The organism is Aquamicrobium sp. LC103, from assembly GCF_001014615.2.
GTDB lineage: Bacteria > Pseudomonadota > Alphaproteobacteria > Rhizobiales > Rhizobiaceae > LBCQ02.
This window is the reverse complement of the sequence record NZ_LBCQ02000007.1, coordinates 131,199-155,110: the sequence shown is the minus strand read 5'-3', so window position 1 is coordinate 155,110 and position 23,912 is coordinate 131,199. Positions and strand designations below refer to the sequence as shown.

The following is a 23,912-nucleotide window of genomic DNA, read 5'->3' as shown; positions in this document are numbered from 1 at the left end:
GCGTCGCCGCGGCTTGCGGCGGCGCCTTCCGCCGTCAGCTCGCGAGTTGCAGATCATCCGCCTCGATGCAGTTGCGGCCTGCCTTCTTGGCCGTGTAGAGCGCGCGATCGGCCCGCGTCAGCATCTCGTCAAGCGTCGTCGCGGGGTGTCCACCGAAACCGATGCCCGCGCTGACCGTGCAACGGATCTCGCCATTCGGGGTAATGACACTTTCGGCGGCGAACGCTGCCGCGATGCCGCCGACCACGGCCCTCGCCTGCTCGCGTGTCACGCGCGTCATGATCAGGGTGAACTCCTCGCCGCCAAGCCTGACGGGATCGTCGCCCGGCCTGCTGTATCGTGACAGCGCCGAAGCGAAACGCCGGAGCACCTCGTCACCGGCGGCATGGCCGTAAGTATCGTTCACGCGCTTGAAATGGTCGATGTCGAACATGACCGCCGCCGCATGCTCGCCGAACAGCCGATCGTCGTAAAGCGAGAACAGGGCGCGGCGGTTGAGAAGCCCGGTCAGCGGATCGGTGAGGGATTCGACCCGGTGGCGGCGCGCGAGCATCGCCTGGTTGATGGTGAGCATCAGCGCACCGCCAGCGGTGGTGCACGCCACCGCGACCACCACGTTCAGCCGCTCGGCCCAATTGTCGGGCGGATAGCCGATCGACCACTGGCCTTCGTAGAAGATCACGACCCCGCAGAGGCCGAATGAGACGCCGCACAAGACGTAAAGAAAAGCCAGCGAAGCCATGTGTCCGTGGGATTCACGGCGGCTGCGCCAAAAGAGAACGGCGCTCCCCGTCAGGAACGCGGTTGCAAGCGCGTTCTGCAGGATCAGCGCAACGCCGTCATAGCCGGCCGCCGCCAACGGCAGCGCCATGAAGATGTAGGCCGCGAGGATCGTCGCCAGAGCGCGCGTCGGCATCGGGATCTTGCACAATTGATAGGTGGACGCGAGCAGCACCATGAGGCCGGCCGGCAGCAGCACGATTGCCGTCATTCCGGCCCACAGGCTGGGGCTCGCGCTGTGCGCCCAGTAGGCGATGACGTGTCCGACCACCACCAGGGCGCCCAAGGCCCACGTAATCATGAATCTCTCGCCGGCGGCCGTCAGCCAGGCGACGATCATCAGGCCGCTGAGGCATGCGCCCGAAACGGCCGCCGCCAGCAGCAGCGATGTAAGGTCAAACCCCATTGCGCGCTCCTTGCCACAATCGCCGACTGTCGGCGTTGCTGCATTTCCCGCATGAATAGAACGCAAATGTTCCTATCGGATTACCAAGACACCCATTCGAAGCGCCCGTCTTGAAGTCGGGAGCATTAGCGCTTATCCAGCGCCGCAGGAGCGAAATCGACCTGCCTTCGGGGCCCCAACTGAAGGGGTGGTTATCCAAATCTAAAGGTTATCGCCTCAATTTGACCATTGGCATGAACGTAACAGGAACCTCGTCGCCTTGAACGCGAAAGCGTGGCACTATCCTGGGCGATTCGCGAAGCATTCCGACGACAGGCTTTCATGGACGACAGCAACGATCTCTTCTCCAATATCGCCAAGCCTCTGACACCCGCGCCGACGCCGTCGCGCCCGGCGGATCCGCTGGTGCAGGCCGCCGCCAAGCGCGCCGCGCAGCCCAAGGACGGCAGCGAGGACTACAGCGCCGCCGACATCGAGGTTCTGGAAGGGCTGGAGCCGGTTCGCCGCCGGCCGGGCATGTATATCGGCGGCACCGACGAGAAGGCGCTGCATCATCTCTTCGCCGAAGTGATCGACAATTCCATGGACGAGGCGGTGGCCGGCCACGCCACCTTCATCGAGGTCGAGCTCGACGCCGGAGGCTTCCTCACCGTCACCGACAACGGCCGCGGCATCCCGATCGACCCGCATCCGAAATTCAAGAACAAGTCGGCGCTCGAGGTCATCATGACGACGCTGCATGCCGGCGGCAAATTCGATTCCAAGGTCTACGAGACCTCGGGCGGCCTGCACGGCGTCGGCGTCTCGGTCGTCAACGCACTGTCGGACGTCCTGGAGGTCGAGGTCGCGCGCGGGCGCCAGCTCTACCGCCAGCGCTTCTCGCGCGGCATTCCGCAGGGCGGACTGGAAAGCCTGGGCGATGTGCACAACCGGCGCGGCACGCGCGTGCGCTTCCATCCGGACGCCGACATCTTCGGCAAGAACGCGCATTTCGAGCCCGCGCGCATCTACAGGATGGCACGCTCGAAGGCCTATCTCTTCGGCGGCGTCGAAATCCGCTGGTCGTGCGATCCCGCGCTTCTGAAGGAAAAGGACGAGACGCCGGCCAAGGCGGTCTTCCACTTCCCCGGCGGCCTGAAGGACTACCTCGCCGCATCGCTGGGCTCGGAATTCCAGGTGACCCGCGAAATCTTCGCCGGCAAAAGCGAGAAACAGGGCGGCCACGGCTCGATCGAATGGGCCATCACCTGGTATGGCGGCGACGGCTTCCTCAACTCCTACTGCAACACGATCCCGACGCCCGAAGGCGGCACGCACGAGGCGGGCTTCCGCAACGTGCTCACCCGCGGCCTGCGCGCCTATGCCGAGCTGACCGGCAACAAGCGCGCGGCGATCGTCGCCAGCGAGGACGTGATGATCTCGGCGGCGGGCATGCTCTCCGCCTTCATCCGCGAGCCGGAATTCGTCGGCCAGACGAAGGACAAGCTCGCCACCGTCGAGGCGCAGCGCATCGTCGAAAACGCGATCCGCGATCCCTTCGACCATTGGCTGGCGGACAATCCGCAGGAAGCCTCCAAGCTTCTCGACTGGGTGATCGCGCGCGCCGACGAGCGCGTGCGCCGACGCCAGGAGAAGGAAGTCAGCCGCAAGAGCGCGGTCCGCAAGCTGCGGCTGCCCGGCAAGCTTGCCGACTGCACGCAGAACGCGGCCGCCGGGGCGGAACTCTTCATCGTGGAAGGCGATTCGGCCGGCGGCTCGGCCAAGCAAGCGCGCGACCGCGCCAAACAGGCCGTGCTGCCGCTGCGCGGCAAGATCCTCAACGTCGCCAGCGCCGGCCACGACAAGCTCACCGCCAACCAGACGATCTCCGATATCGTCCAGGCGCTCGGCTGCGGCACGCGCTCGAAATATCGCGACGAGGACCTGCGCTATGACCGCGTGATCATCATGACCGACGCGGATGTCGACGGCGCGCATATCGCCTCGCTGCTCATCACCTTCTTCTACCAGGAGATGCCGCAGCTCATCAAAAACGGCCATCTCTACATGGCCGTGCCGCCCCTCTACCGCATCAGCCAGGGCGGCAAGGTGATGTATGCCCGAGACGACGCTCACAAGGATCAGCTTTTGAAAAGTGAGTTCACCGGGCGCGGCAAGGTCGAGATCGGCCGTTTCAAGGGCCTGGGCGAAATGATGGCCGCCCAGCTCAAGGAAACGACGATGGACCCCAGGAGGCGTACGCTGCTGCGCGTCGACGTGCTGGACGACGAAGCGGCGACGAAATCCTCGGTCGATGCGTTGATGGGCACGAAGGCGGAATTGCGCTTCCGCTTCATCCAGGACCGCGCCGAATTCGCCGAGGAGCTGGATATCTGATCGCGCCCGTCGCGGCACGATTCCTGGTCAGGCGGCGGCGATAGCCACAGCGTGCATGCGCGCGTTTTCACGCAGCGCATCGAGATGAATGCTCTTCACGAGTGCCGCGAGTTCGCGATCGGCTTCGGCCGGTCCGGATTGACCAGGCGTCGCGTTCAGTTCGACCAGCATCAGCCACGACACTTCCTGCGCGCCGGCAACGCGCTTTCCGGTGGCGACGTCACGCCAGACCTTCAGCGCGCAAAGGATGATGCCGTGCAGTCGCTCCGGCAGTCCCGCCGAGCGCAGCAGCGCTCCGAGGGCGACGTCGCGGCCCTTGGCAAGAAGCGATCTCACCCGCGCCTCCGGCTGGCCGCTCAGCGCCACGAGAACCGAGCCGAGGAAATCGACCTTTCCCCGGGCAACCGCGCGGACGAGAAAGCCGACGGTCAGGTCGCCGCGCAGGCGCAGATGCTCGACGAGAGCCGCGTGTTCCTGCGCGCGGGTATGATCTATCAGCGCAACCGAGGCGCACACGCAGGCCTCGCGCGTCACGCGCTCGGCGCGGGCGGGGCCCATCAGCGCCAGCACGAGCGGCGACTGCTTCAGCGCCTCGCTCAGCTTCATCATGAGCATGTGCCGACAGTCCGGCGGCAGGTCCCGATGCTTCAGCATCGTCTCGCGCAGCCGCGCGCAATGACCGTGGCGTTCCGCGATGCGACGGAAGGACAGGGACGCGATCTCGGCGCCGTCGTTTTCGACGAGGCGCAGGCAGGCCGTCTCCCCTCCCACCTCGGCAATCGCCGCCGACAGCGACATCGAGACGAGAGGCCGCGAGGCTATCGTCTCCTGTGTACCGGGACGGGCGGTGGCGACCAGATCGATCAGGTCCAGATCGGAAAGCAGCGGCGAGCGCATGAGGACCACGCCCGCCACCTCCTCCTGGTCGCGGGCAAGCGCCGCTATCATCTGCGGCGGCGCGTGCCGGCTCATCGACAGGGCCTCGGCCATCGCCAGGCGAACCTTGGAGGAAGGATCGTCGAGAAGCAGCGTCAGGGCCGCTTCCGCCTCGCAGCGGTCCTCGAAGGGCATGTTCGGGTCGAGAAAGGCGTGAGACAGCGCGCTTGCGGCCGCGACACGGTCCGCGACACGCGCATTGCCGATCCATCTGAGGAAATGCCTGATAACCATGCCCCACCGAAACCCTGCCACCAAGGCTGGACGCTAGAGAAAAATGGTTTACGAACGGTTCACCATATCCCTTAACCTGTCGGCGTCAGCGGCGGGTAAGAAGGTTGCGGATCAAGGAGGAGCGCGATGGCGGGTTTGTATCTTGAGGAGTTCGAGCCGGGACGGGTGATCCGCCATCCGCTCACCAAGACGGTGACGGAGAGCGACAACATGTTCTTCTCGGTGATGACGCTCAACCCGCAGCCGCTCCACATCGATTTCGACTTCGCGGCCAAGAGCGAATGGGGCAAGCCGCTCGTCAACTCGCTGTTCACGCTCGGCCTGATGATCGGCATATCGGTGCACGACACCACGCTCGGCACCACGATCGGCAATCTCGGCATGACCGATACCGTGTTCCCCCACCCCGTCTTCCACGGCGACACGATCCGCGTCGAGACCGAGGTCAAGTCGGTCCGCGAATCGAAGTCGAAGCCGGATCGCGGTGTCGTCGAGTTCGAGCACCGCGCCTTCAACCAGGACGGGGTGCTGGTGGCGCGCTGCGTCCGTCAGGCGATGATGCGGAAAAGGCAGGCCTGACCGATGCGCTCGCTGCTCTTCGTACCCGGAGATTCGGAAAAAAAGCTCGCCAAGGGGCTCGAATCCGGCGCCGACATTCTGATCATCGACCTCGAGGATTCCGTATCGGCCGACCGCAAGGCGGCCGGGCGCGGCATCGCCGCCGATTTCATCCGTGCCAATGCAGGCGGGACCGGCCCCCTCCTCTATGTCCGCGTCAACGATCTTTCGACCGGCGTGACCGACGACGACCTCGCCGCCGTGATGCCCGCGGCACCGACCGGCATCATGCTGCCCAAGGCGAACCATGCCGACGACGTGGCGAGGCTTTCGGTGCGGCTGCGCGTGCACGAGGCCGAATACGGCCTCGCCGACGGCGCCACCCGCATCATCCCGATCATCACCGAGACACCGCACGGTGTGCTCAACGCGTCGAGCTACCGGCCGGGCGAGCAGCGGATCGCCGGTCTCACATGGGGCGCGGAGGACCTCTCCGCCGAGATCGGCGCGCAGGAAACGCGCGACGAGGCGGGCAGCTATACCGACGTCTTCCGTTTCGCCCGCACCGTGACGATCCTCGCCGCGGCCGGCGCGGAAGTCGCCGCGATCGACACCGTGTTTCCCAATTTCCGCGACATGGACGCCTTCAGCCGCGATTCGCTTCAAGGCGTGCGCGACGGCTTCACCGCCCGCATGGCCATCCACCCCGCGCAGGTGCCGGTGATCAATGAGATCTTCACCCCGTCGACCGGCGCGATCGAGCTGGCGCAGGCGATCGTGGATGCCTTCGACGCGGCGGGCAATCCGGGCGTGGTCGGCATCGAAGGCAAGATGTACGACCGCCCTCACCTGAAGCGCGCGCAGCGCCTGCTCGCCCGCGCCGGCAAGGGCAGGTAACCGAAACCAGCCGTGAAAGCCTCAATCCTTCCAGCGCGGGCGGCGCATGGAGAAAATCTCGTTCACGGCCGAGTAGTCCATGTAGCCGAGGCGGGCGACATTGCCGGCCTTCACGATGTCGAACAGGCCGTCGGTGAGCATCGAATCGTCGATATGTACGCCGACCACCTCTCCCACGACGACGACGTTGCCCGACTCCTGCCCATCCAGCCCCTTCGGGCGCAGGATATCGGTGACCCTGCATTCCAGCGCCGCCGGCGCCTCGGCGACGCGAGGCGGCTTGACGAGCCGCGACGGCGCCGGCGTCAGACCGGCATATTCGAACTCGGAAACGCCGCGCGGCGCGTTGACCGCGCTGGCGTTCATCTTTTCGGCCAGGTCGCGGCCGACGAGATTGGCGACGAACTCGCCGCTTTCGGCGGCAAAGGTCACGCTGTCCTTCTCGCCTTCCGACGAGAACATAACCAGATGCGGGTTCGACCCCAGCGCATTGAAGAAGGAGTAGGGCGCAAGGTTCAGCGCGCCGTCCCTGCCGAGCGAGGAAATCCAGCCGATCGGCCGCGGAGCGACGATCGCCTTGAACGGGTCGTGCGGGAGCCCGTGGCCCTTGGCCGGTTCGTAGAACAAGGTTCAGCTCTCCCAGGGACCGGAATAATCACGATAAAGCAGTTCGACCTCCGGGCGCGGGCGCTCGAAAGCTTCGCCCTCGAACGTGCCGATATGGACGAAGCCCACCACGCGCTCCTCCGGCGCAAGGCCGAGTATGCGCCGGCCTTCCTCCGTATCGGAATACCAGTTGGTGATCCAGTTGGTGCCGTAGCCGAGCGCATTGGCGGCATGAACGAGGTTCATCGCGGCCGCGGCCCCCGAGAGAAACATCTCCCATTGCGGGATCTTGGGGTTCTCCCTGGGAACGGAGACCACGCCGATCACCAGCGGCGCGCGCGAGAACCGCGTCAGCTCCTGCTGCCTGCGCGCCTCCGGCAGCGGGCCTTCCCGTTTTTCCGCCAGATCCGCGAGCTTTTCGCCGATCGCCTCGCGCGCCTGTCCGCGATAGAGAATGAAGCGCCACGGGGCGAGACGCCCATGGTCGGGCACGCGCGAGGCGATGGTGAGCATGGTCCTGATTTCCTCGTCGGAGGGCGCAGGTTCCTTCAATTCGGTTATCGGTGCGGACTTCCGGGTGAGCAGGAAATCGACGACAGGTGAGGCCAACCGGAATTCTCCATGTTTCGCGGCAAGAGTTCGGGCGCGACAGGAAAGTTCGGCGCCAACTGAAAGGTGAGACGGCGATGCCGTCATTTCCGCCTTGAAATTGCCACCGGCTTGGGCTTCAAAGCAAGTGATGTTTGCAGGGGTCATCAAAACAACCTTCGGCCTTGGATTCGCTGCGTTTCTCGCTGCGGCGGGCAATATTTCCATGGCCGTGGCTCAGGAGGGAGACGTCCTCCCGGGTTTCGCCGCACCCGGTGGCGCGCCGCTGAGCGCGCCCAGCGTCCCGCTTCGGCCCGAGCCGGGCAGCCCCGCCTCGTCGCTTCCGGAACTGAAGCTTCCCGGGATTTCCAATTACGCGGCCCCCAACACCCAGGCGCCCCTCGCCCGCCTCGGCGAAGGAACCGTTACCCTTTCCGCCCGCCTCACGGACGAAACCGCCGATATAAATCGCGGGCTCGTATGGCGCGTATTCGGGCCGGAAGCGGGACCGGACGGCCGCCTGCCGCTGATCGCCTCGGCACAAGGAGGAACCAGCTCCTTCGATCTGGCGCCCGGAAGCTATCTCGTCCACGCCGCCTTCGGACGGGCGGGCGCCACCAAGCGCATCACGATCGGCAAGGATACAAGGAGCGAGAGCCTCGTGCTCGACGCCGGCGGCCTGAAGCTCGACGCGGAGCTTTCCGGCGGCGTGCGCATTCCGCCCGCCAAGCTGCGCTTTTCGATCTACGACGTGCATCAGGATGCCAATGGCGAGCGCTCGCTGATCATTCCCGACGTAAAGCCGAACACGGTCGTCCGCCTGAACAGCGGAACCTACCACGTCGTCTCCACCTACGGCTCGGTCAACGCGGTGATCCGCTCCGATATCCGCGTCGAGGCGGGCAAGCTCACGGAAGCGACGGTGGAGCACAAGGCGGCCGAGCTCACCATGAAACTCGTGCGCGAGCCCGGCGGCGAGGCGATAGCGGACACGTCCTGGGCCGTGCTGACCGATTCAGGCGACCTCGTGCGCGAAAACGTCGGCGCCTTTGCCTCGATGGTGCTGGCGGAAGGTGAATATGCCGTCGTCGCCAAGAACCGCGACCGCATCTATCAGCGCGATTTCACGGTGGTTGCCGGCCACAACCAGGACGTCGAGGTGATTGCCACCGAGACCGAGGGCGACGACACCGACGTCAATTGACGGCGGTCGACGGTCGACAACGATCGAGCCATGAGCTTGAAAAGTTTTCGGGCGGAGCAGCCTGTCGCCGCTCCGCCCGATATTCACTGGCCGGCCCGATGTCAGGCCGCGGCCGCAAGCCGCTTTCTTGCGAGGTCCGGCGGAACCGCCTCCTCGCCCAGAAGCGTCAGCGCGTCGGCGAGCGAGAGCGACTGCTGGTCGCGCGAACCCAACCTGCGGATGTTGACGCTGCCTTCCTCCGCCTCGCGCTTGCCGCAGACGAGGATCACCGGCACCTTGGCAAGGCTGTGCTCGCGCACCTTGTAGTTGATCTTCTCGTTGCGCAGGTCGGCTTCGGCGATCAGGCCGGCATTCTTCAGCTTCTCGACGACCCGCAGCGCGTATTCGTCCGCCTCGGAGGTGATCGTCGCCACCACGACCTGAACCGGCGCGAACCAGAGCGGGAAGTGCCCCGAGAAGTTCTCGATGAGGATGCCGAGGAAGCGCTCCATCGAGCCGCAGATGGCGCGGTGGATCATCACCGGCTGCTTCTTCTCCGAATCCTTGTCGATGTAGAAGGCGCCGAAACGCTCCGGCAGGTTGAAATCGACCTGGGTGGTGCCGCACTGCCATTCGCGGCCGATCGCATCCTTGAGCGTATACTCGAACTTCGGCCCGTAGAACGCGCCCTCGCCCGGCAGGATGCCGGTCTTAATATCGTTCGACTGCCGCTGGATCGTCTTCAGCACGTCCATCATCACGCTTTCGGCACGGTCCCAGAGCGCATCCGATCCGACGCGTTTCTCCGGCCTGGTGGAGAGCTTGATCGTGATCTCCTGGAAGCCGAAATCCTTGTAGACCGAAAGGATGAGATCGTTGATCTTCAGGCATTCGGCCGCCATCTGCTCTTCCGTGCAGAAGATGTGCGCGTCGTCCTGGGTGAAGCCGCGCACGCGCATCAGCCCGTGCAGGGCGCCCGACGGCTCGTAGCGATGGACGGCGCCGAATTCGGCAAGGCGGATCGGCAGTTCGCGGTACGACTTCAAACCGTGCTTGAAGATCTGGACATGGCCGGGACAATTCATCGGCTTCAGCGCGAAGATGCGCTTGTCCTCGGCCTCGTCGCCGGCCGACTGCACGGCGAACATGTTCTCCTTGTACCAGCCCCAATGGCCCGACGTCTCCCATAGCGAGTGGTCGAGCACCTGCGGCGCGTTCACCTCGTCATAGTCGGCCTCGAGCCTGCGGCGCATGTAGGAGACGAGGTTCTGGAACATCCGCCAGCCCTTGGCATGCCAGAAGACGACGCCCGGCCCCTCCTCCTGGAAGTGGAAGAGGTCCATTTCGCGACCGAGCCGGCGGTGGTCGCGCTTCTCGGCCTCCTCCAGCATATGGAGGTATTGGTCGAGCTGTTCCTGATTGGCCCATGCGGTGCCGTAGATGCGCGTCAGCATCGGATTGTTCGAGTCGCCGCGCCAGTAGGCGCCGGCTACCTTCATCAGCTTGAAGGCGTTGCCGATCTGGCCGGTGGAGGCCATGTGAGGGCCACGGCAGAGGTCGAACCAATCACCCTGGAAATAGATCTTGAGGTCCTGATCCTCGGGGATCGCGTCGATCAGCTCGACCTTGTAGGCCTCGCCCTTTTCCTGGAACACCTTGCGCGCATGCTCGCGCTCCCACACCTCCTTGGTGAAGGGACGGCCGCGGGCGATGATCTCCCGCATCTTCTTCTCGATGACGGGAAAATCCTCGGGCGTGAAGGGCTCGTTGCGCGCGAAATCGTAATAGAAGCCGTTTTCGATGACCGGACCGATGGTCACCTGGGTTCCGGGCCACATTTCCTGCACCGCCTCGGCGAGCACGTGCGCCGTGTCGTGGCGGATAAGCTCGAGCGCGCGCGGATCGTCGCGGGTCACGATCTCGACCTTGCCTGATCGGCCGATCGGATCGGAAAGGTCGCGCAGCACGCCGTCGATCGAATAGGCCACGGCCTTCTTGGCGAGCGACTTCGAGATCGACTCGGCCAGGCCGGCGCCGGTCATCGCCGCTTCGTATTCGCGGACGGAACCATCGGGAAATTCAAGGGAAACGGGATTCAGCAAAATTCTTCTCCATATCCAGTCCCGCAAACGAGCGCGGGTGGTGAAATGGCCGGATGCGTCCGGCGGCGAGCGGCGTTTTAAGGGGAGAATCCGGCGGCGTAAAGCTACGAACGCTTCAAAGGTTATTCGGCATGCCCGCGCGGCTTCCTGGAGATCGCCCAGTAGCGCCACGGCGCGTACCAGACGTAGCGCGTTTCCAGCCTGTCCGGCACGAGATCGATGCCATGCGTGCCGAACGGACCGCAGCGCAAGACGCGGAAAAGCCCCATCCAGCCGCCGGCCCACAGCCCATGCCTCGCGATCGCCTCATAGGCATATTCGGAGCATGTCGGAAAATGCCGGCACGAATTGCCGACGAATCCGGAAAGGGTCAACTGGTAGAGCCGGACGAACGACGTGCCGAGCACCCTGCCCGGCGTCCTGCGCCAGGGGCCCGGCCAGTTCCTACCCTGCCCTGTCGGGCGGACGGTATGGGCGTGGTGGTGTTCGTGTTCGTGGCTCATCGAATGAATTCAACTCGTTCCCACGGAAGCAATGGCGCCGGCGCCTTCGCCAGATGGATTCAGGATGAGCTGAACGCCGATTAGGCCGGCTGACGCGTTCAGGCCGCTTCGTCGGCGCGTTTCTTCTCGATCTGGCCGATGGCGTCGACCACGGCGTCGAAGGTCAGCATGGTCGAGGCATGCCGCGCCTTGTAGTCTCGCACCGGCTCCAGATATTTCAGGTCGGCGAAACGTCCGTTCGGAGGAGATCCGTTCTCCTTGAGCATGCGGCGCATCGTCTCACGGACCTCGCGCAACTCGTCCGCCCGCGCGCCGATCACGTTCTGCGCCATGATCGAGGAAGAGGCCTGGCCAAGCGCGCATGCCTTCACGTCATGAGCGAAGTCGGTGACGATGTCGCCTTCCATCTTCAGGTCCACCGTTACCGTAGACCCGCACAGCTTCGAATGCGCGGTCGCCGAGGCGTCCGGGTCGGCCAGCCGACCGATACGGGCGATATTTCCCGCAAAAGCGAGAATTTTCGCGTTGTAGACGTCATCTATCATCGTTTTTCACCCGCGGGCGCTTCAAGAGCATGGAATGACGCTCCGGCATCTTTCAATCTTGCGCCGCAAACATATATAATGATCCGGAGCCGTTGGCCGCAAGACAGCTTTGGCTGTTGCCTTCGGTGAGAGTGCACGCCGCTTCCGGGTTCTTCCGAATTCCCGCGAAAGGCTGTGGTCCGTTCAACTCGTCCCTCCTGAGAGTGGGACTACGGGAGACGCCTTTCATGGACGCCATCTTGAAAAACTTCCCTCCGCGCGCCGACGACCAGGGTAAGGACGCTCAGCGACCCACCAAGGAAGAGGTCGAAGCCGCGGTCCGCACGCTCATCCGCTGGACGGGCGACAATCCGGACCGCGAGGGCCTCCTGGAGACGCCGAAGCGGGTCGCCAAGGCCTATCGCGAGATGTTCGCGGGCTACGATCTCGACCCTGCCCAGGAACTCGGCCGCACCTTCGAGGAAGTCGCGGGCTACGACGATCTCGTCCTCGTCAAGGACATCAACTTCCATTCGCATTGCGAGCACCACATGGTTCCGATCGTCGGCAAGGCGCATGTCGCCTATCTGCCCGACGGCAAGGTGGTGGGCCTGTCGAAGATCGCGCGCGTCGTCGATATCTTCGCGCATCGCCTGCAGACGCAGGAAGCGATGACGGCACAGATCGCCGGGGTCATCCAGGAAGTGCTGAACCCGCGCGGCGTCGCCGTGATGATCGAGGCCGAACATATGTGCATGGCCATGCGCGGCATCCGCAAGCAGGGCTCCACCACGCTCACCACCACCTTCACCGGCGCGTTCAAGGACCAGCCGGAGGAACAGGCCCGCTTCATGATGATGCTGCGGACCGGCCTCAAAGACTGAGCGGCCCGCTGGCCTCTCCATAGAATCGGGACAGCTTGCCGACATGAACTTCAAGGAACCGACGACGGACAAGGCCACGCTCGAGGAAGGCGTGGCCTTCATGCCGCGCTTCGACGCCAGCGGAATGATCACGACCGTCGTGACCGACGCGTCGGACGGCGCGCTGCTAATGGTCGCCCACATGAACGCCGAGGCGCTCTCGCTGACGATCGAGACAGGCATTGCCCATTTTTGGTCGCGATCGCGGGGGAAACTCTGGAAGAAGGGCGAAAGTTCAGGAAACCTGCAACATGTCTCGGAGATCCGGACGGACTGCGACCAGGACGTGGTGTGGTTGAAGGTCACAGTCGCCGGTCATGATGCAACCTGTCATACCGGGCGGCGTTCATGCTTCTACAGGATAGTTGAAGCCCGCAACGGGGAAGTCACACTTGTCGATGATGGTAGCAAGGCGCATTTCGATCCCGCGAAAGTCTATGGCGGAGATGCGCAGCACTAACCCTTTGAGAGCTATCCCCGGATTCATGATTTTGATACGACCGACAGGTTACAAGGTTCCTTGGATAGGGAGACCGTGTGATGCTCGAATGGGCGTCTTTGCGCAGCAAGCAGGATAGCCGGGACGTCGGCGAAACCCCGCCGGAACTCCCTCGGCCGCAGCCTGCGCCTGCGCGAAAGTCGGGCATCTCGCTTGCGCTCGGCGGTGGCGCCGCACGCGGCTGGGCGCATATCGGCGTGCTTCGGGCGCTCGACGAGGCCGGCATCGAAATCGACATGATCGCCGGCACCTCGATCGGCGCGCTGGTGGGCGGCTGCTATCTCGCCGGCAAGCTCGACGAACTCGAGGAATTCGCCCGATCACTCACCAAGCGCCGCATCTTCGGCCTGCTCGATCTGCGCTTCGGCGGCAGCGGCCTTTTCGGCGGCATGAAGCTGACCACGCGGCTGCAGCGCCATCTCGACGGTCTTCGGATCGAGGATCTTTCCAAGCCCTTCGTCTGCGTCGCCGCCGAAATCCGCACCGGCCACGAAATATGGCTGTCGAGCGGCTCGCTGATCACGGCCATGCGCGCCTCCTACGCGCTGCCGGGCGTGTTCGAGCCGGTCGTCTGCAACAAGCGCGTGCTCGTCGACGGGGCACTCGTCAATCCGGTGCCGGTCTCCGTCTGCCGTGCCTACGAGCAGCGGCTGGTCGTCGCGGTCAACCTCCACTACGACATCTTCGGCCGTGCGGCCGTCATCAAGCACAGCGCCGACATGCCCTCCCCCTCGGAGGAGCTGAACAGGGATGCGCCCGCTCCGCTCATCGTCGATCGCGGGCCAACCGATCGCGAATCGCGCATCGGCATCACCGGCGTGATGGTCGAAGCCTTCAACATCATCCAGGATCGTATTTCTCGTGCACGCATGGCCGGCGACCCGCCCGATCTCGCGCTGCTGCCCAAGCTCGGGCATATCGGGCTGACGGAATTCCACCGCGCCGACGAGGCGATAAAGCTCGGCTACGAGACAACGCGCGCGCATCTCGCCGAATTGGAGCGCCTGCGGACGGTCATCGCCTAGACCGCCCCATTTGTCCGAACGGACGTATGAGCGGCTCGTCGGCTTGAGCAGTTCCCGCTTTCGATCCTAAGCCTGCGCGGCGTCGGTGATCCTGAATTGCACCGAGCGCGAACCGTTCCAGTAATTCGACGAGAGCGTGCCGGCGACGTGGATCGTCTGGCCGCGATTGGCGAAAAGAAAATTGCCGAGCTCGGTGTCGACGGATCGAAAGGCCATGGCCTGCAGCCGCGCTCCGGTCTGCGAGCGCAACTCGACGCGGATGTGGCCGGTGCCGGCCTGGCGCACGTCGGCAAGGCGATGGCGCGGCAGGGCGAGCAGCGGCTGCGGGTGACCCGCGCCGTAGGGGCCGGCACTCTCCAGCGCGTCCAGGAGATCGAAATTGGCACCGTCGGCCGACAGCGCCGCGTCGATGCGCAGGGTTTCCTCGTGGCGCAGGCGGAACACCTCTTCCGCCGCAAACTCCTCGAAAAACGCCCTGAGCTTACCGAGATTGGCGCGTTCGACCGTTATCCCGGCCGCCATCGCATGGCCGCCGCCTTTGACGAGCAGGCCGCGCCGCACGGCTTCCCGCACCATCCTGCCCATGTCGAAACCGGTTATCGAGCGGCCCGAGCCGGTTCCCACGCCGTTGGGATTGAACGCGATCGCGAAGGCCGGTCGGCGCGCATGGTCCTTGAGTCTCGAGGCGAGCAGTCCGACGATGCCCGGATGCCAGCTCTCGCTCGCGGTGACGACGACGGCGGGACCATGGCCCGTCGCCAGTTCCGCGTCGGCTTCCGCCCGCGCCTCCGCCAGCATGCCCTGTTCCAGCGCCTGGCGCTCCTGGTTGAGCCGGTCGAGCGTCTCGGCGATCGCCGCCGCCTCCACCGGATCGTCGGTCGCCAACAGCCTGCTGCCAAGCGCGGCATCGCCGATGCGCCCGCCCGCATTTATGCGCGGCCCGATGAGAAAGGCGAAATGGAAGGCGTTCACCGGCTCGCCGATCCGGGACACGCGGGTGAGCGCGGCAAGGCCGGCATTCGCCATCCTGCGGATCGCGATCAGCCCCTTGACGACGAATGCCCTGTTGATGCCGACAAGGGGCACCACGTCGCAGACCGTTGCCAGCGCGACGAGATCGAGCAGCGACAGAAGATCGGGAGGACGCTGCGCAAAATCCCGCTCGCGCAGAATGCTCGCCACGCGCACCAGCGTGACGAACACCACGCCCGCAGCGCAAAGGTGCCCCTGCCCCGACAGATCGTCCTCGCGATTGGGGTTCACCACCGCCAGCGCGGGAGGGAGCTCGCCGCCGACCTGATGGTGATCGAGGACGACGACATCGGCGCCCGCCTCCGTGGCCGCCGCGACGGCCGCGGCGCTGTTGGTGCCGCAATCGACTGTGACGATCAGGTTGGCGCCGCGCGCGACGAGTTCGCGCATTGCATCCGGATTCGGCCCGTAACCCTCGAAAATCCTGTCGGGAATGTAGATCTCGGAGGCATTCCCGTAATGGTCCAGGAACCGCTTCAGGAGCGCCGAGGAGGCCGCGCCGTCGACGTCATAGTCGCCGAAGATCGCCACCCTTTCGTGCCGGGCGATCGCATCCGCGATGCGCTCCGCCGCGGTCTCCATGTCGGTCAGCGACTTGGGATCAGGCAAGAGGTCGCGGATCGTCGGATCGAGGAAGCCGCGGGCATCGTCCTGCGTGACGCCGCGCGCGGCAAGCACGCGGGCGACGATGTCGGGAACCCCATGGCCCTGGGCGATCGCCAGCGCGACGTTCTCGGCCCTCTGGTCGAGCCGGTGCTCCCAGGCAAGCCCGGTCGCCGAACGCCGTACGTCAAGAAACAAGCGCTTTTCCGCCATCTCCGCTCACGCCCCATGTCCGCAGGACACGGTAGAGAAGCGGCGGCCAAATGCCAGTCCCTTCCTCAGAATTTGTCGAGGTCCTGGTGACGCGCCTTGATCTCGCGGACCGTGCCGGAGGAGGAGCGCATGACGATCGTGTGGGTCTGGATGGAATCACGACCGAATTTCACGCCGGCAAGCAGATTGCCGTCGGTGACGCCGGTCGCGGCGAACAGCACGTCGCCGCGCGCCATCTCCTCCATCTTGTAGACCTTGGTCGGGTCGGCAATGCCCATCTTGGCAGCGCGCGCGACCTTGTCCTCGGTGTTGAGCTGGAGCCGACCCTGCATCTGGCCGCCGATGCAGCGCAGCGCGGCGGCCGCCAGAACGCCCTCCGGCGCGCCGCCTGTACCGAGATAGATGTCGATGCCGGTCTCTTCCGGGTCGGTCGTATGGATGACGCCGGCCACGTCGCCGTCGCCGATCAGCCGGATCGCCGCACCGGTCGCGCGCACCGCCTCGATGAGGCGCGCATGGCGCGGCCGGTCGAGAATGCACGCCGTGATCTCGTTGACGGGAACGCCCTTCGCCTTGGCGAGGCTGTCGATGTTCTCGACCGGCGAGGCGTCGATATCCACGACCCCCGCGGGATAGCCCGGTCCGATCGCGATCTTGTCCATGTAGACGTCGGGCGCGTAGAGCAGGCTGCCCTTCTCCGCGATCGCGATGACGGCCAGCGAATTGGGCAGGTTCTTGGCGCAGATCGTGGTTCCCTCCAGCGGATCGAGAGCGATGTCGACGCCCGGACCGTCGCCGGTTCCCACTTCCTCGCCGATATAGAGCATCGGCGCCTCGTCGCGCTCGCCCTCGCCGATGACCACCGTGCCGGAGATCGGCAGGCGGTTCAGTTCCGACCGCATCGCGTCGACGGCGACCTGGTCGGCGGCCTTCTCGTCGCCGCGACCGCGCAGCCTGGCGGCGGCCACCGCCGCGCGCTCGGTGACGCGGACGAGCTCCAGCGTCAAAATACGATCGAGACCGGACGAAGCGGTTTTAGCCATGTTTTCTTCCTGCGTGATTGCTGCGAATGTCCGAACGGACGGTGTCCTTTTGTCAAAGAGGCACGTCGGCGGCAAGGGCCGTCAAGCCCTTGAACGCATCCTTCAGAACATGAATCGATTGAATATTTGTGACGCATCGCAGCATGGCGCGAAATACGGCGCCCTGAATTGCCCGCGCGGAAGTGGCGCGCCTTCAGGCGGCGCGCTCGATGCGGATGACCTGCGGCTTGTCGAGGAGATGGCCGTCCTTTGTGACGCCGTCGACGGCTTTGCGCACCGCGGCTTCCGTCGTCTCGTGGGTGACGAGGATCACGGTCTTCTGGTCGGCGGTGTTGGCGCCGTTGGCATGCTGGACGATCGATTCCAGCGAGATGTCGTTTTCGGCCATGCGCTTGGCGATCGCCGCGAAGACGCCGGTACGGTCGTGGACGGTCAGGCGGATGAAATAGCCGCCGGCATGGGCGCGCATGCGCGCCTTCTTGTAGGGCGACAGCTCCCTGACCGGCCGGCCGAAGACCGGTCCGTGCTGGAAGCCGGGCCGGCTCTTGGCGATGTCGGCTATGTCGCCGACCACGGCGGAAGCGGTGGCGTTGCCACCGGCGCCAGGACCGGAGAGAAGGAGTTCGCCCAGGATGTCGGTCTCGATCGCGACCGCATTCGTGACGCCGTGGACCTGTGCGATCACCGACGCCGTCGGCACCATGGTCGGATGCACGCGCTGCTCGATGCCGCTCTCGGTGCGCTGCGCCACGCCGAGGAGCTTGATGCGGTAGCCGAGTTCGCCGGCCGCGCGGATGTCGGCCTGGGTGATGTTCGAGATGCCTTCCATGTAGATGTCGTCGGCGGCGATGCGGTTTCCGAAGGCCAGGCTCGTGAGAATGGCCAGTTTGTGCGCGGTGTCGTGCCCTTCGATGTCGAAGGTCGGATCCGCCTCGGCATAGCCGAGCCGTTGCGCGTCCTTCAGGCATTCCTCGAAGGAAATACCCTCTGCCTCCATACGGGTGAGGATGTAGTTGCAGGTGCCATTCATGATGCCGAAGATGCGCGACACGGCGTTGCCGGCCATCGCCTCGCGCATCGTCTTGATGACCGGAATGCCGCCGGCGACCGCCGCCTCGTAATTGAGGAGCACGCCCCTCTTCTCCGCGACTTCGGCGAGCGAAAGCCCATGCTTGGCAAGGAGCGCCTTGTTGGCGGTGACCACGTGGCGGCCGGCCTCGAGCGCAGCCTTGACGCAGGCGCGCGCCGCGCCGTCCTCGCCGCCGATCAGTTCGACGAAAACGTCGATCTCAGCGGCCCGAGCAAGCTCGACCGGATCGTCGAACCATTGCGCGTCGGAAAGATCGACGCCGCGGTCGCGGGCGCGGTCGCGCGCGGAAACAGCAGCGACGACGATCGGCCGCCCGCACTGCCGCGTCAGTTCAGCCGCCTTGTCGTGCAATATCCGCGCCACGGATGCGCCGACGGTGCCCAGTCCGGCAATTCCAACACGCAATGCTTCGCTCATGCCCGGGGCACCCTCAACAACAGAAATTTGCAAGAATTGCCCTCAGCGTCGGGCGCTGAGAGCTATGACATTGTCCGGCGTCTCGCCGGCGGTGCCGAGGAAGCGCTTGATGTTGCGCGCGGCCTGGCGGATGCGGTGCTCGTTCTCGACCAGCGCGATGCGGACGTAATCGTCGCCATGCTCGCCGAAACCAATGCCCGGCGCGACGGCCACGTCCGCCTTCTCGACCAAAAGCTTGGAGAATTCCAGCGAGCCGAGATGGCGGAAGCCCTCGGGGATCGGCGCCCAGGCAAACATGGTCGCCGCCGGCGGCGGAACGGTCCAGCCAGCGCGGCCGAAGGCGTCGACCATAACATCGCGGCGGCGATGATAGACCTCGCGCACCTCGGTGATCTCCGCCCCGTCCGAGTTGAGCGCCGCCGTCGCGGCCACCTGGATCGGGGTGAACGCGCCGTAGTCGAGATAGGATTTCACGCGGGTGAGCGCGGAGATGAGACGCTCGTTGCCGACGGCGAAGCCCATGCGCCAGCCGGGCATGGAGAAGGTCTTGGACATGGAGGTGAACTCGACCGCCACGTCGATCGCGCCCGGCACCTGCAGGATCGAGGGCGGCGGCGCGCCGTCGAAATAGATCTCGGCATAGGCGAGGTCGGACAGGATGATGATGTCGTTCTTGCGGGCGTAGGCGACCACGTCCTTGTAGAAGTCGAGCGAGGCGACATGCGCCGTCGGGTTTGACGGGTAGTTCATGATCAGCGCCAGCGGCTTGGGGATAGAATGCTTGACGGCGCGCTCGAGCGCCGGAATGAAGCCGCTGTCCGGTTCCGCCTGGATGGAACGGATGACGCCGCCCGACATGATGAAGCCGAAGGCATGGATCGGATAGGTCGGGTTGGGACAAAGCACCACGTCGCCCGGCGCGGTGATCGCCTGCGCCATGTTGGCGAAGCCCTCCTTGGAGCCGAGCGTGGCGACGATCTGGCGCTCGGGATCCAGCTTCACACCGAAGCGGCGCGCATAATAATTCGCCTGCGCCCGACGCAGGCCGGGAATGCCGCGCGAGGACGAATAGCGATGCGTGCGCGGGTCGCGCACCACGTCGCACAGCTTGTCGACGATCGCCGCCGGCGTCGGAAGATCGGGATTGCCCATGCCAAGGTCGATGATGTCGGCTCCGGCTGAACGGGCGGCGGCCTTGAGCCTGTTCACCTGTTCAAAAACGTAGGGCGGAAGCCTGCGGACCTTGTGAAACTCTTCCATTTTCGGGTTCCCGTGAAAACAGGCCTCTTTCAGCAGGCCTTCGGAGCCGCGCTATACACCCAATCGCGGGTCCGGTCGATAGCGTCACTCCGCTTCGATCTCCTTCAAGGCCGCATCGCCATGGGTGCCGGCGAGCCGGCGCAGCTCGGCCGAGCGGTCGGGCTCCTGGTTGGTTCGCAGCGATGCCGCCTGGCGCTCGCGGATCGATTGCAACTGCGTCGTGTTCGCGGCCTTCTCCTCGGGCGTGAACTGGGTTCCGGCGGTGGACGGGCGGATGTTGAGATTGGGGTATTCGGGTGCCGTCGCGGCGCGAGCCGAGGTCGCGCTCGCGGAGCCCGGCACGGCGTCGTCGATCGTCGTCGTTCCGCAGCCGCCGAGCAACCCGGCCATCAGCGGCAGTGCCGCGATCCAGCGCCAATGCGTCACATGGTCCCCGTCGGTCGCATTCGAGCGAGTTGTCATGAAGTTTCCTCGCAACGTGTCTATTTATCACGGTTGGACCGGGATGTATGTCCCATGATAGCATGAAACAAAAGGCCCTCGGAGGACCAGCGCTGAGCATGGCTACAAGCAACGATTCGGGCAAGAGCCACGGGGAAGCGCCATCGTCAGTCGAACAATATCTGGTGAAAGACCCGGAAACGTTCGCCCTCAATCTCGCACGGATGATCGAGCAGGCGGGCAAGGCCGCCTCGGCCTGGGCCGAGCCGCGCGAGAAGGGAGAAATGCGCGACGCGCTCGCCGAGCCCGTGGCCGACATGGTCAAGACGTTCTCCAAGCTCACCGAATACTGGCTCTCCGATCCCGCCCGCGCGCTCGAGGCGCAGACACGGCTTTTCTCCGGGTACATGGAAGTGTGGGCGAATGCCGTGCAGCGCACCGCCGGCGAGCCCAAATTGGAGGACGCGGTCAAGCCCGAACGCGGCGACAAGCGCTTCCAGGATCCCGAATGGGGCCGCAACGCGTTCTTCGACTTCCTCAAGCAGGCCTATCTGGTGACCTCCCGCTGGGCGGGCGACCTCGTGACCCACGCCGAGGGACTGGACGAGCACACCCGCCACAAGGCCGAGTTCTACGTCAAGCAGATCACCCAGGCGATCTCGCCCTCGAATTTCATTCTCACCAATCCCGAGCTCTTCCGAGAAACCGTGGCCAGCAACGGCGAAAATCTGGTCCGCGGCATGCGCATGCTGGCGGAAGACATCACCGCCGGCCACGGCGACCTAAAGATCAGGCAGGCCGACCCCTCTCGCTTCGAGGTCGGCAGGAACATCGCCACCACGCAAGGGAAGGTGATCGCCCGCAGCGAGATCGCGGAGATCATCCAGTATGCAGCGGCGACGCAGGAAGTTCTCAAGCGCCCTCTCCTCATCTGCCCGCCCTGGATCAACAAGTTCTACATTCTCGACCTCAATCCGGAGAAATCCTTCATCCGCTGGGCAACCGAGCAAGGCCACAGCGTCTTCGTGATATCGTGGGTCAATCCCGACCGGCGCCACGGCCGCAAGGACTGGGAAGACTACATCCGCGAGGGAATCCAATTCGCGCTCGACACGGTCGAGCAGGCGACGGGCGAGAAGCAGGTCAACGCGATCGGCTATTGCGTGGGCGGTACGCTGCTCGCCGCCGCACTCGCGCTGATGGCCAAGGAAGGCGACGAGCGCATCGCGACCGCGACCTTCTTCACCACGCAGGTCGATTTCACCCATGCGGGGGATCTCAAGGTCTTCGTCGACGAGGACCAGATCGCCGCCCTGGAACGCGCGATGGAGGGCAAGGGCTATCTCGACGGCACGCGCATGGCGATGGCCTTCAACATGCTGCGCGCCGGCGACCTGATCTGGCCCTACGTCGTCAACAACTATATGCGCGGCAAGGACCCGTTGCCGTTCGACCTGCTCTACTGGAATTCCGATTCCACTCGAATGACCGCCGCCAACCACTCGTTCTACTTACGCAATTGCTATCTGGAGAACAACCTGGTGAAAGGCGAGATGCGGCTTGCCGGCCGCAAGCTTTCACTCTCGGACGTGAAGATACCGGTCTACAATCTGGCCTCGCGCGAAGACCACATCGCCCCCGCGCGCTCGGTGTTTCTCGGAAGCAGCTATTTCGGCGGCGAGGTCGAATATGTCATGGCCGGTTCCGGTCACATCGCCGGCGTGGTCAATCCACCTTCCCAGAAGAAATACCAGTACTGGACGAATGGAAAGCCGGAAGGCGCGTTCGAGGACTGGATCGCCAGCGCGAAGGAAACACCCGGCTCATGGTGGCCGCACTGGCAGGCCTGGATCGAACGGCATGACGGGCACACGGTCGCTGCCCGCAAGATCGGAGAAAACCTTCAAATATTGGCGGATGCACCCGGAGATTATGTGAAGGTGAGAGTGTAGGCAGATGAATTCTGACTTCGCCTGTACTCGCCGTCGCGGTGGATAACGCTTAAATCCGGTAAGAAAATCGGCGATTTCAAGGCACCACCATGTTCTCGCCTCATTTGATTCATACCCGGGAGTTGCGGAAAGTTTCGAGATTCGTTAGGTCTCGAATCCGGGCTCGGGGGAATTAATAGCTCCGCTGGTTTTAAGGAGCAGCGTACGGTTTTTGAACCCGGACTCAAGGAAGGGGAAATAGCGTTGAGAGCTGAGCGAGCGCGCTGCAAAAGCGTTGGCAAGAGCGCTGTACTTATTGCGCTCGCGTCCGTCCTCCTGTCCTCCTGCTCAGCGACTTCCGACAGCGACACGGTATTCGGCCTGGCCGCCGTCAACACCTCCTCGGTGGGCGCAGCGTCGGATTTCAACGGCACGGCGTCCAACCCCGGCGCCATGGTGATGGACGAGGACGACCCTTCCCTGCCCGATTCGGTCGCCGCCTATCCCGGAATTCGACCCGGCTCCGAAACGGCGCTCGCCGCTGTCCAGCCGCAGGCTCCCAGGGCCGAAGCCCAGACGTCCACGGCGAATGCAAATCCGGCTCCGGTGCAGCAGCAAGCCGCTCAGGCAGAACAACCGGCCCAGGCCGCCGCAGACGGCACAAAACCACAGCAACAGGGCTCTTCCGGGCAGAACGCCCAGGCCGCCGCGACGCAATTCATAGAAAATTCCCCGCCGAAACAGTTCATCGAGAACTCGCCGCCGCAACAGCAGGCGGCAACGCAGGAAGCGGAACCGAAGAAACGCGGCTTCCTCTCCGCATTCTTCTCGCCGGCTCGCGCGGCGGCGGCACCGACGCCGATCAAGAAGGAGCCCGCTTCCCAGCAGGCGAAGGCGGAAACCGCCGAGACCAAGCCGCTGGTCAAGCTCGCCTCGACCCGCCCGGTGATCGCCTCGGCCTCGTCGTCGAGGCCGATCGTCGACACCGGCGAAGCCTTGCCGGGCGTGCGCGCCGACGCGCTTTTCGAAATCACCCGCAAATCCGGCCTCGACGACGACAGCGACGTCGACCTCCATGAGGATGAAGGCTCCTACCAGGTCGCCTCCGCGGCCGGTCTCGCCCGTCTCGCGCCGAACGGATTGCTGAAGCAGACCGAGAGCGTCGACGTCGCCTGCCTGAAGCCGTCGCTCGTGCGGGTCCTCAAGGCGGTCGAGGGTCACTACGGGCGCAAGGTCGTCATCACCTCCGGCTACCGCGATCCGGACCGCAATCGCCGTGCGCGCGGCGCGCGCAATTCGCTGCATATGTATTGCGCGGCGGCCGACGTGCAGGTGCCGGGCGTGGGCAAATGGGAACTGGCGGAATTCGTCCGCACCATGCCCGGGCGCGGCGGCGTGGGTACCTATTGCCACACGGAATCGGTGCATATCGACGTCGGTCCGGAGCGCGATTGGAACTGGCGTTGCCGTCGCCGCAAATAACTGAAAAAAACTTCTTTTTCCGAACGAAGATGGGTTGCCGACCCGGCATTAGCTTACTATAAGCCTCCTCGTTCCGGCGCGCCCATCGTCTAGCGGTCTAGGACGCCGCCCTTTCACGGCGGAAACAGGGGTTCGATTCCCCTTGGGCGTACCATTCTTCCCCAGAAGATTCGGTCATTTCCAGCGGTGCTCTGCTTCCGTCCGGGAGATTGCATCCGCGGCTTGCAAAGCCCCTCCTCTTCCTGCTTCAAAGGCTGAAA

Annotated in this window: 21 protein-coding genes and 1 tRNA gene; 10 read left to right on the top strand and 12 right to left on the bottom strand. The window is 64.7% G+C overall.

All coding sequences use genetic code 11. The features are described from left to right. Positions 1–34: 34 nt before the first annotated feature. Positions 35–1,186 carry a GGDEF domain-containing protein gene (locus XW59_RS15200; protein ID WP_047146232.1) on the bottom strand — a complete coding sequence of 384 codons (1,152 nt, stop codon included), beginning with the start codon at positions 1,184–1,186 and terminating at the stop codon, positions 35–37. Between the two features lie 321 nt (positions 1,187–1,507). Between XW59_RS15200 and parE the strand changes: the two genes are divergently transcribed. Next, entirely contained in the window at positions 1,508–3,562 is a 2,055-nt protein-coding gene (parE, locus tag XW59_RS15195; RefSeq protein WP_047146233.1) for a DNA topoisomerase IV subunit B, read from the top strand. A 27-nt stretch (positions 3,563–3,589) separates the two neighbouring features. On the opposite strand, the gene XW59_RS15190 is transcribed toward parE, so the two are convergent. Continuing rightward, on the bottom strand, positions 3,590–4,732 hold the full coding sequence (locus XW59_RS15190; protein WP_047146234.1) for a DUF2336 domain-containing protein: 1,143 nt from the start codon (positions 4,730–4,732) through the stop codon (positions 3,590–3,592). Between the two features lie 126 nt (positions 4,733–4,858). Here XW59_RS15190 and XW59_RS15185 point away from each other — a divergent pair, with 126 nt between their 5' ends. Together XW59_RS15185 and XW59_RS15180 are read left to right on the top strand one after the other, a co-directional pair. Then, the gene (locus tag XW59_RS15185; protein WP_047146235.1) at positions 4,859–5,311 is read left to right on the top strand and encodes a MaoC family dehydratase; all 453 of its coding nucleotides are present in this window, start codon (positions 4,859–4,861) and stop codon (positions 5,309–5,311) included. Positions 5,312–5,314: 3 nt separating this feature from the next. Beyond that, the gene (locus XW59_RS15180) at positions 5,315–6,187 is read left to right on the top strand and encodes a CoA ester lyase (protein WP_047146236.1); all 873 of its coding nucleotides are present in this window, start codon (positions 5,315–5,317) and stop codon (positions 6,185–6,187) included. A 21-nt stretch (positions 6,188–6,208) separates the two neighbouring features. Here the strand turns inward: XW59_RS15180 and XW59_RS15175 are convergent, their stop codons facing one another. Next, on the bottom strand, positions 6,209–6,814 hold the full coding sequence (locus XW59_RS15175; protein WP_047146237.1) for a flavin reductase family protein: 606 nt from the start codon (positions 6,812–6,814) through the stop codon (positions 6,209–6,211). A 3-nt stretch (positions 6,815–6,817) separates the two neighbouring features. Then, on the bottom strand, positions 6,818–7,402 hold the full coding sequence (locus XW59_RS15170) for a nitroreductase (protein WP_047146238.1): 585 nt from the start codon (positions 7,400–7,402) through the stop codon (positions 6,818–6,820). A gap of 205 nt (positions 7,403–7,607) precedes the next feature. Between XW59_RS15170 and XW59_RS15165 the strand changes: the two genes are divergently transcribed. Then, the gene (locus XW59_RS15165; RefSeq protein WP_246666103.1) at positions 7,608–8,585 is read left to right on the top strand and encodes a hypothetical protein; all 978 of its coding nucleotides are present in this window, start codon (positions 7,608–7,610) and stop codon (positions 8,583–8,585) included. Positions 8,586–8,686: 101 nt separating this feature from the next. On the opposite strand, the gene thrS is transcribed toward XW59_RS15165, so the two are convergent. From thrS to XW59_RS15150, 3 genes are all read right to left on the bottom strand, one after another. Beyond that, positions 8,687–10,666, bottom strand: coding sequence for a threonine--tRNA ligase (gene thrS / locus XW59_RS15160; protein ID WP_047146239.1), 1,980 nt, complete (start codon positions 10,664–10,666; stop codon positions 8,687–8,689). 122 nt (positions 10,667–10,788) lie between these two features. Beyond that, complete coding sequence (gene yidD / locus XW59_RS15155) at positions 10,789–11,169, bottom strand: membrane protein insertion efficiency factor YidD (RefSeq protein ID WP_047146240.1); 381 nt, start codon at positions 11,167–11,169, stop codon at positions 10,789–10,791. 98 nt (positions 11,170–11,267) lie between these two features. Next, positions 11,268–11,714, bottom strand: a complete 447-nt coding sequence (locus XW59_RS15150) for an iron-sulfur cluster assembly scaffold protein (protein WP_047146241.1) — start codon at positions 11,712–11,714, stop codon at positions 11,268–11,270. 227 nt (positions 11,715–11,941) lie between these two features. Here XW59_RS15150 and folE point away from each other — a divergent pair, with 227 nt between their 5' ends. The 3 genes from folE (at position 11,942) to XW59_RS15135 (ending at position 14,140) form a co-directional block, all read left to right on the top strand. After that, positions 11,942–12,577 carry a GTP cyclohydrolase I FolE gene (gene folE / locus XW59_RS15145; protein WP_047146242.1) on the top strand — a complete coding sequence of 212 codons (636 nt, stop codon included), beginning with the start codon at positions 11,942–11,944 and terminating at the stop codon, positions 12,575–12,577. Between the two features lie 43 nt (positions 12,578–12,620). After that, entirely contained in the window at positions 12,621–13,076 is a 456-nt protein-coding gene (gene hisI / locus XW59_RS15140; protein ID WP_047146243.1) for a phosphoribosyl-AMP cyclohydrolase, read from the top strand. 80 nt (positions 13,077–13,156) lie between these two features. Next, a complete protein-coding gene (locus tag XW59_RS15135) occupies positions 13,157–14,140 on the top strand; it encodes a patatin family protein (protein ID WP_047146244.1) in 984 nt (327 codons plus the stop codon). A gap of 66 nt (positions 14,141–14,206) precedes the next feature. Here the strand turns inward: XW59_RS15135 and recJ are convergent, their stop codons facing one another. The 5 genes from recJ to XW59_RS15110 form a co-directional block, all read right to left on the bottom strand. Next, on the bottom strand, positions 14,207–15,988 hold the full coding sequence (gene recJ / locus XW59_RS15130; RefSeq protein ID WP_047146245.1) for a single-stranded-DNA-specific exonuclease RecJ: 1,782 nt from the start codon (positions 15,986–15,988) through the stop codon (positions 14,207–14,209). A gap of 65 nt (positions 15,989–16,053) precedes the next feature. Further along, positions 16,054–17,031, bottom strand: coding sequence for a class II fructose-bisphosphatase (glpX, locus tag XW59_RS15125; protein WP_047146246.1), 978 nt, complete (start codon positions 17,029–17,031; stop codon positions 16,054–16,056). Between the two features lie 193 nt (positions 17,032–17,224). Beyond that, positions 17,225–18,538 (bottom strand): homoserine dehydrogenase, encoded by a 1,314-nt coding sequence (locus XW59_RS15120; protein WP_047146247.1) that lies wholly within the window; start codon positions 18,536–18,538, stop codon positions 17,225–17,227. 42 nt (positions 18,539–18,580) lie between these two features. Next, positions 18,581–19,798, bottom strand: a complete 1,218-nt coding sequence (locus XW59_RS15115) for an LL-diaminopimelate aminotransferase (protein WP_047146248.1) — start codon at positions 19,796–19,798, stop codon at positions 18,581–18,583. An 84-nt stretch (positions 19,799–19,882) separates the two neighbouring features. After that, positions 19,883–20,260 carry a hypothetical protein gene (locus tag XW59_RS15110; RefSeq protein ID WP_052958187.1) on the bottom strand — a complete coding sequence of 126 codons (378 nt, stop codon included), beginning with the start codon at positions 20,258–20,260 and terminating at the stop codon, positions 19,883–19,885. A gap of 98 nt (positions 20,261–20,358) precedes the next feature. Between XW59_RS15110 and phaC the strand changes: the two genes are divergently transcribed. The 3 genes from phaC to XW59_RS15095 all read left to right on the top strand — a co-directional run bounded on the left by phaC (position 20,359) and on the right by XW59_RS15095 (position 23,806). Beyond that, positions 20,359–22,191, top strand: coding sequence for a class I poly(R)-hydroxyalkanoic acid synthase (gene phaC, locus XW59_RS15105; RefSeq protein ID WP_047146249.1), 1,833 nt, complete (start codon positions 20,359–20,361; stop codon positions 22,189–22,191). 243 nt (positions 22,192–22,434) lie between these two features. Further along, complete coding sequence (locus tag XW59_RS15100) at positions 22,435–23,652, top strand: YcbK family protein (RefSeq protein ID WP_082137620.1); 1,218 nt, start codon at positions 22,435–22,437, stop codon at positions 23,650–23,652. Between the two features lie 78 nt (positions 23,653–23,730). Further along, positions 23,731–23,806 (top strand) — tRNA-Glu (locus tag XW59_RS15095). Positions 23,807–23,912 lie beyond the last annotated feature (106 nt).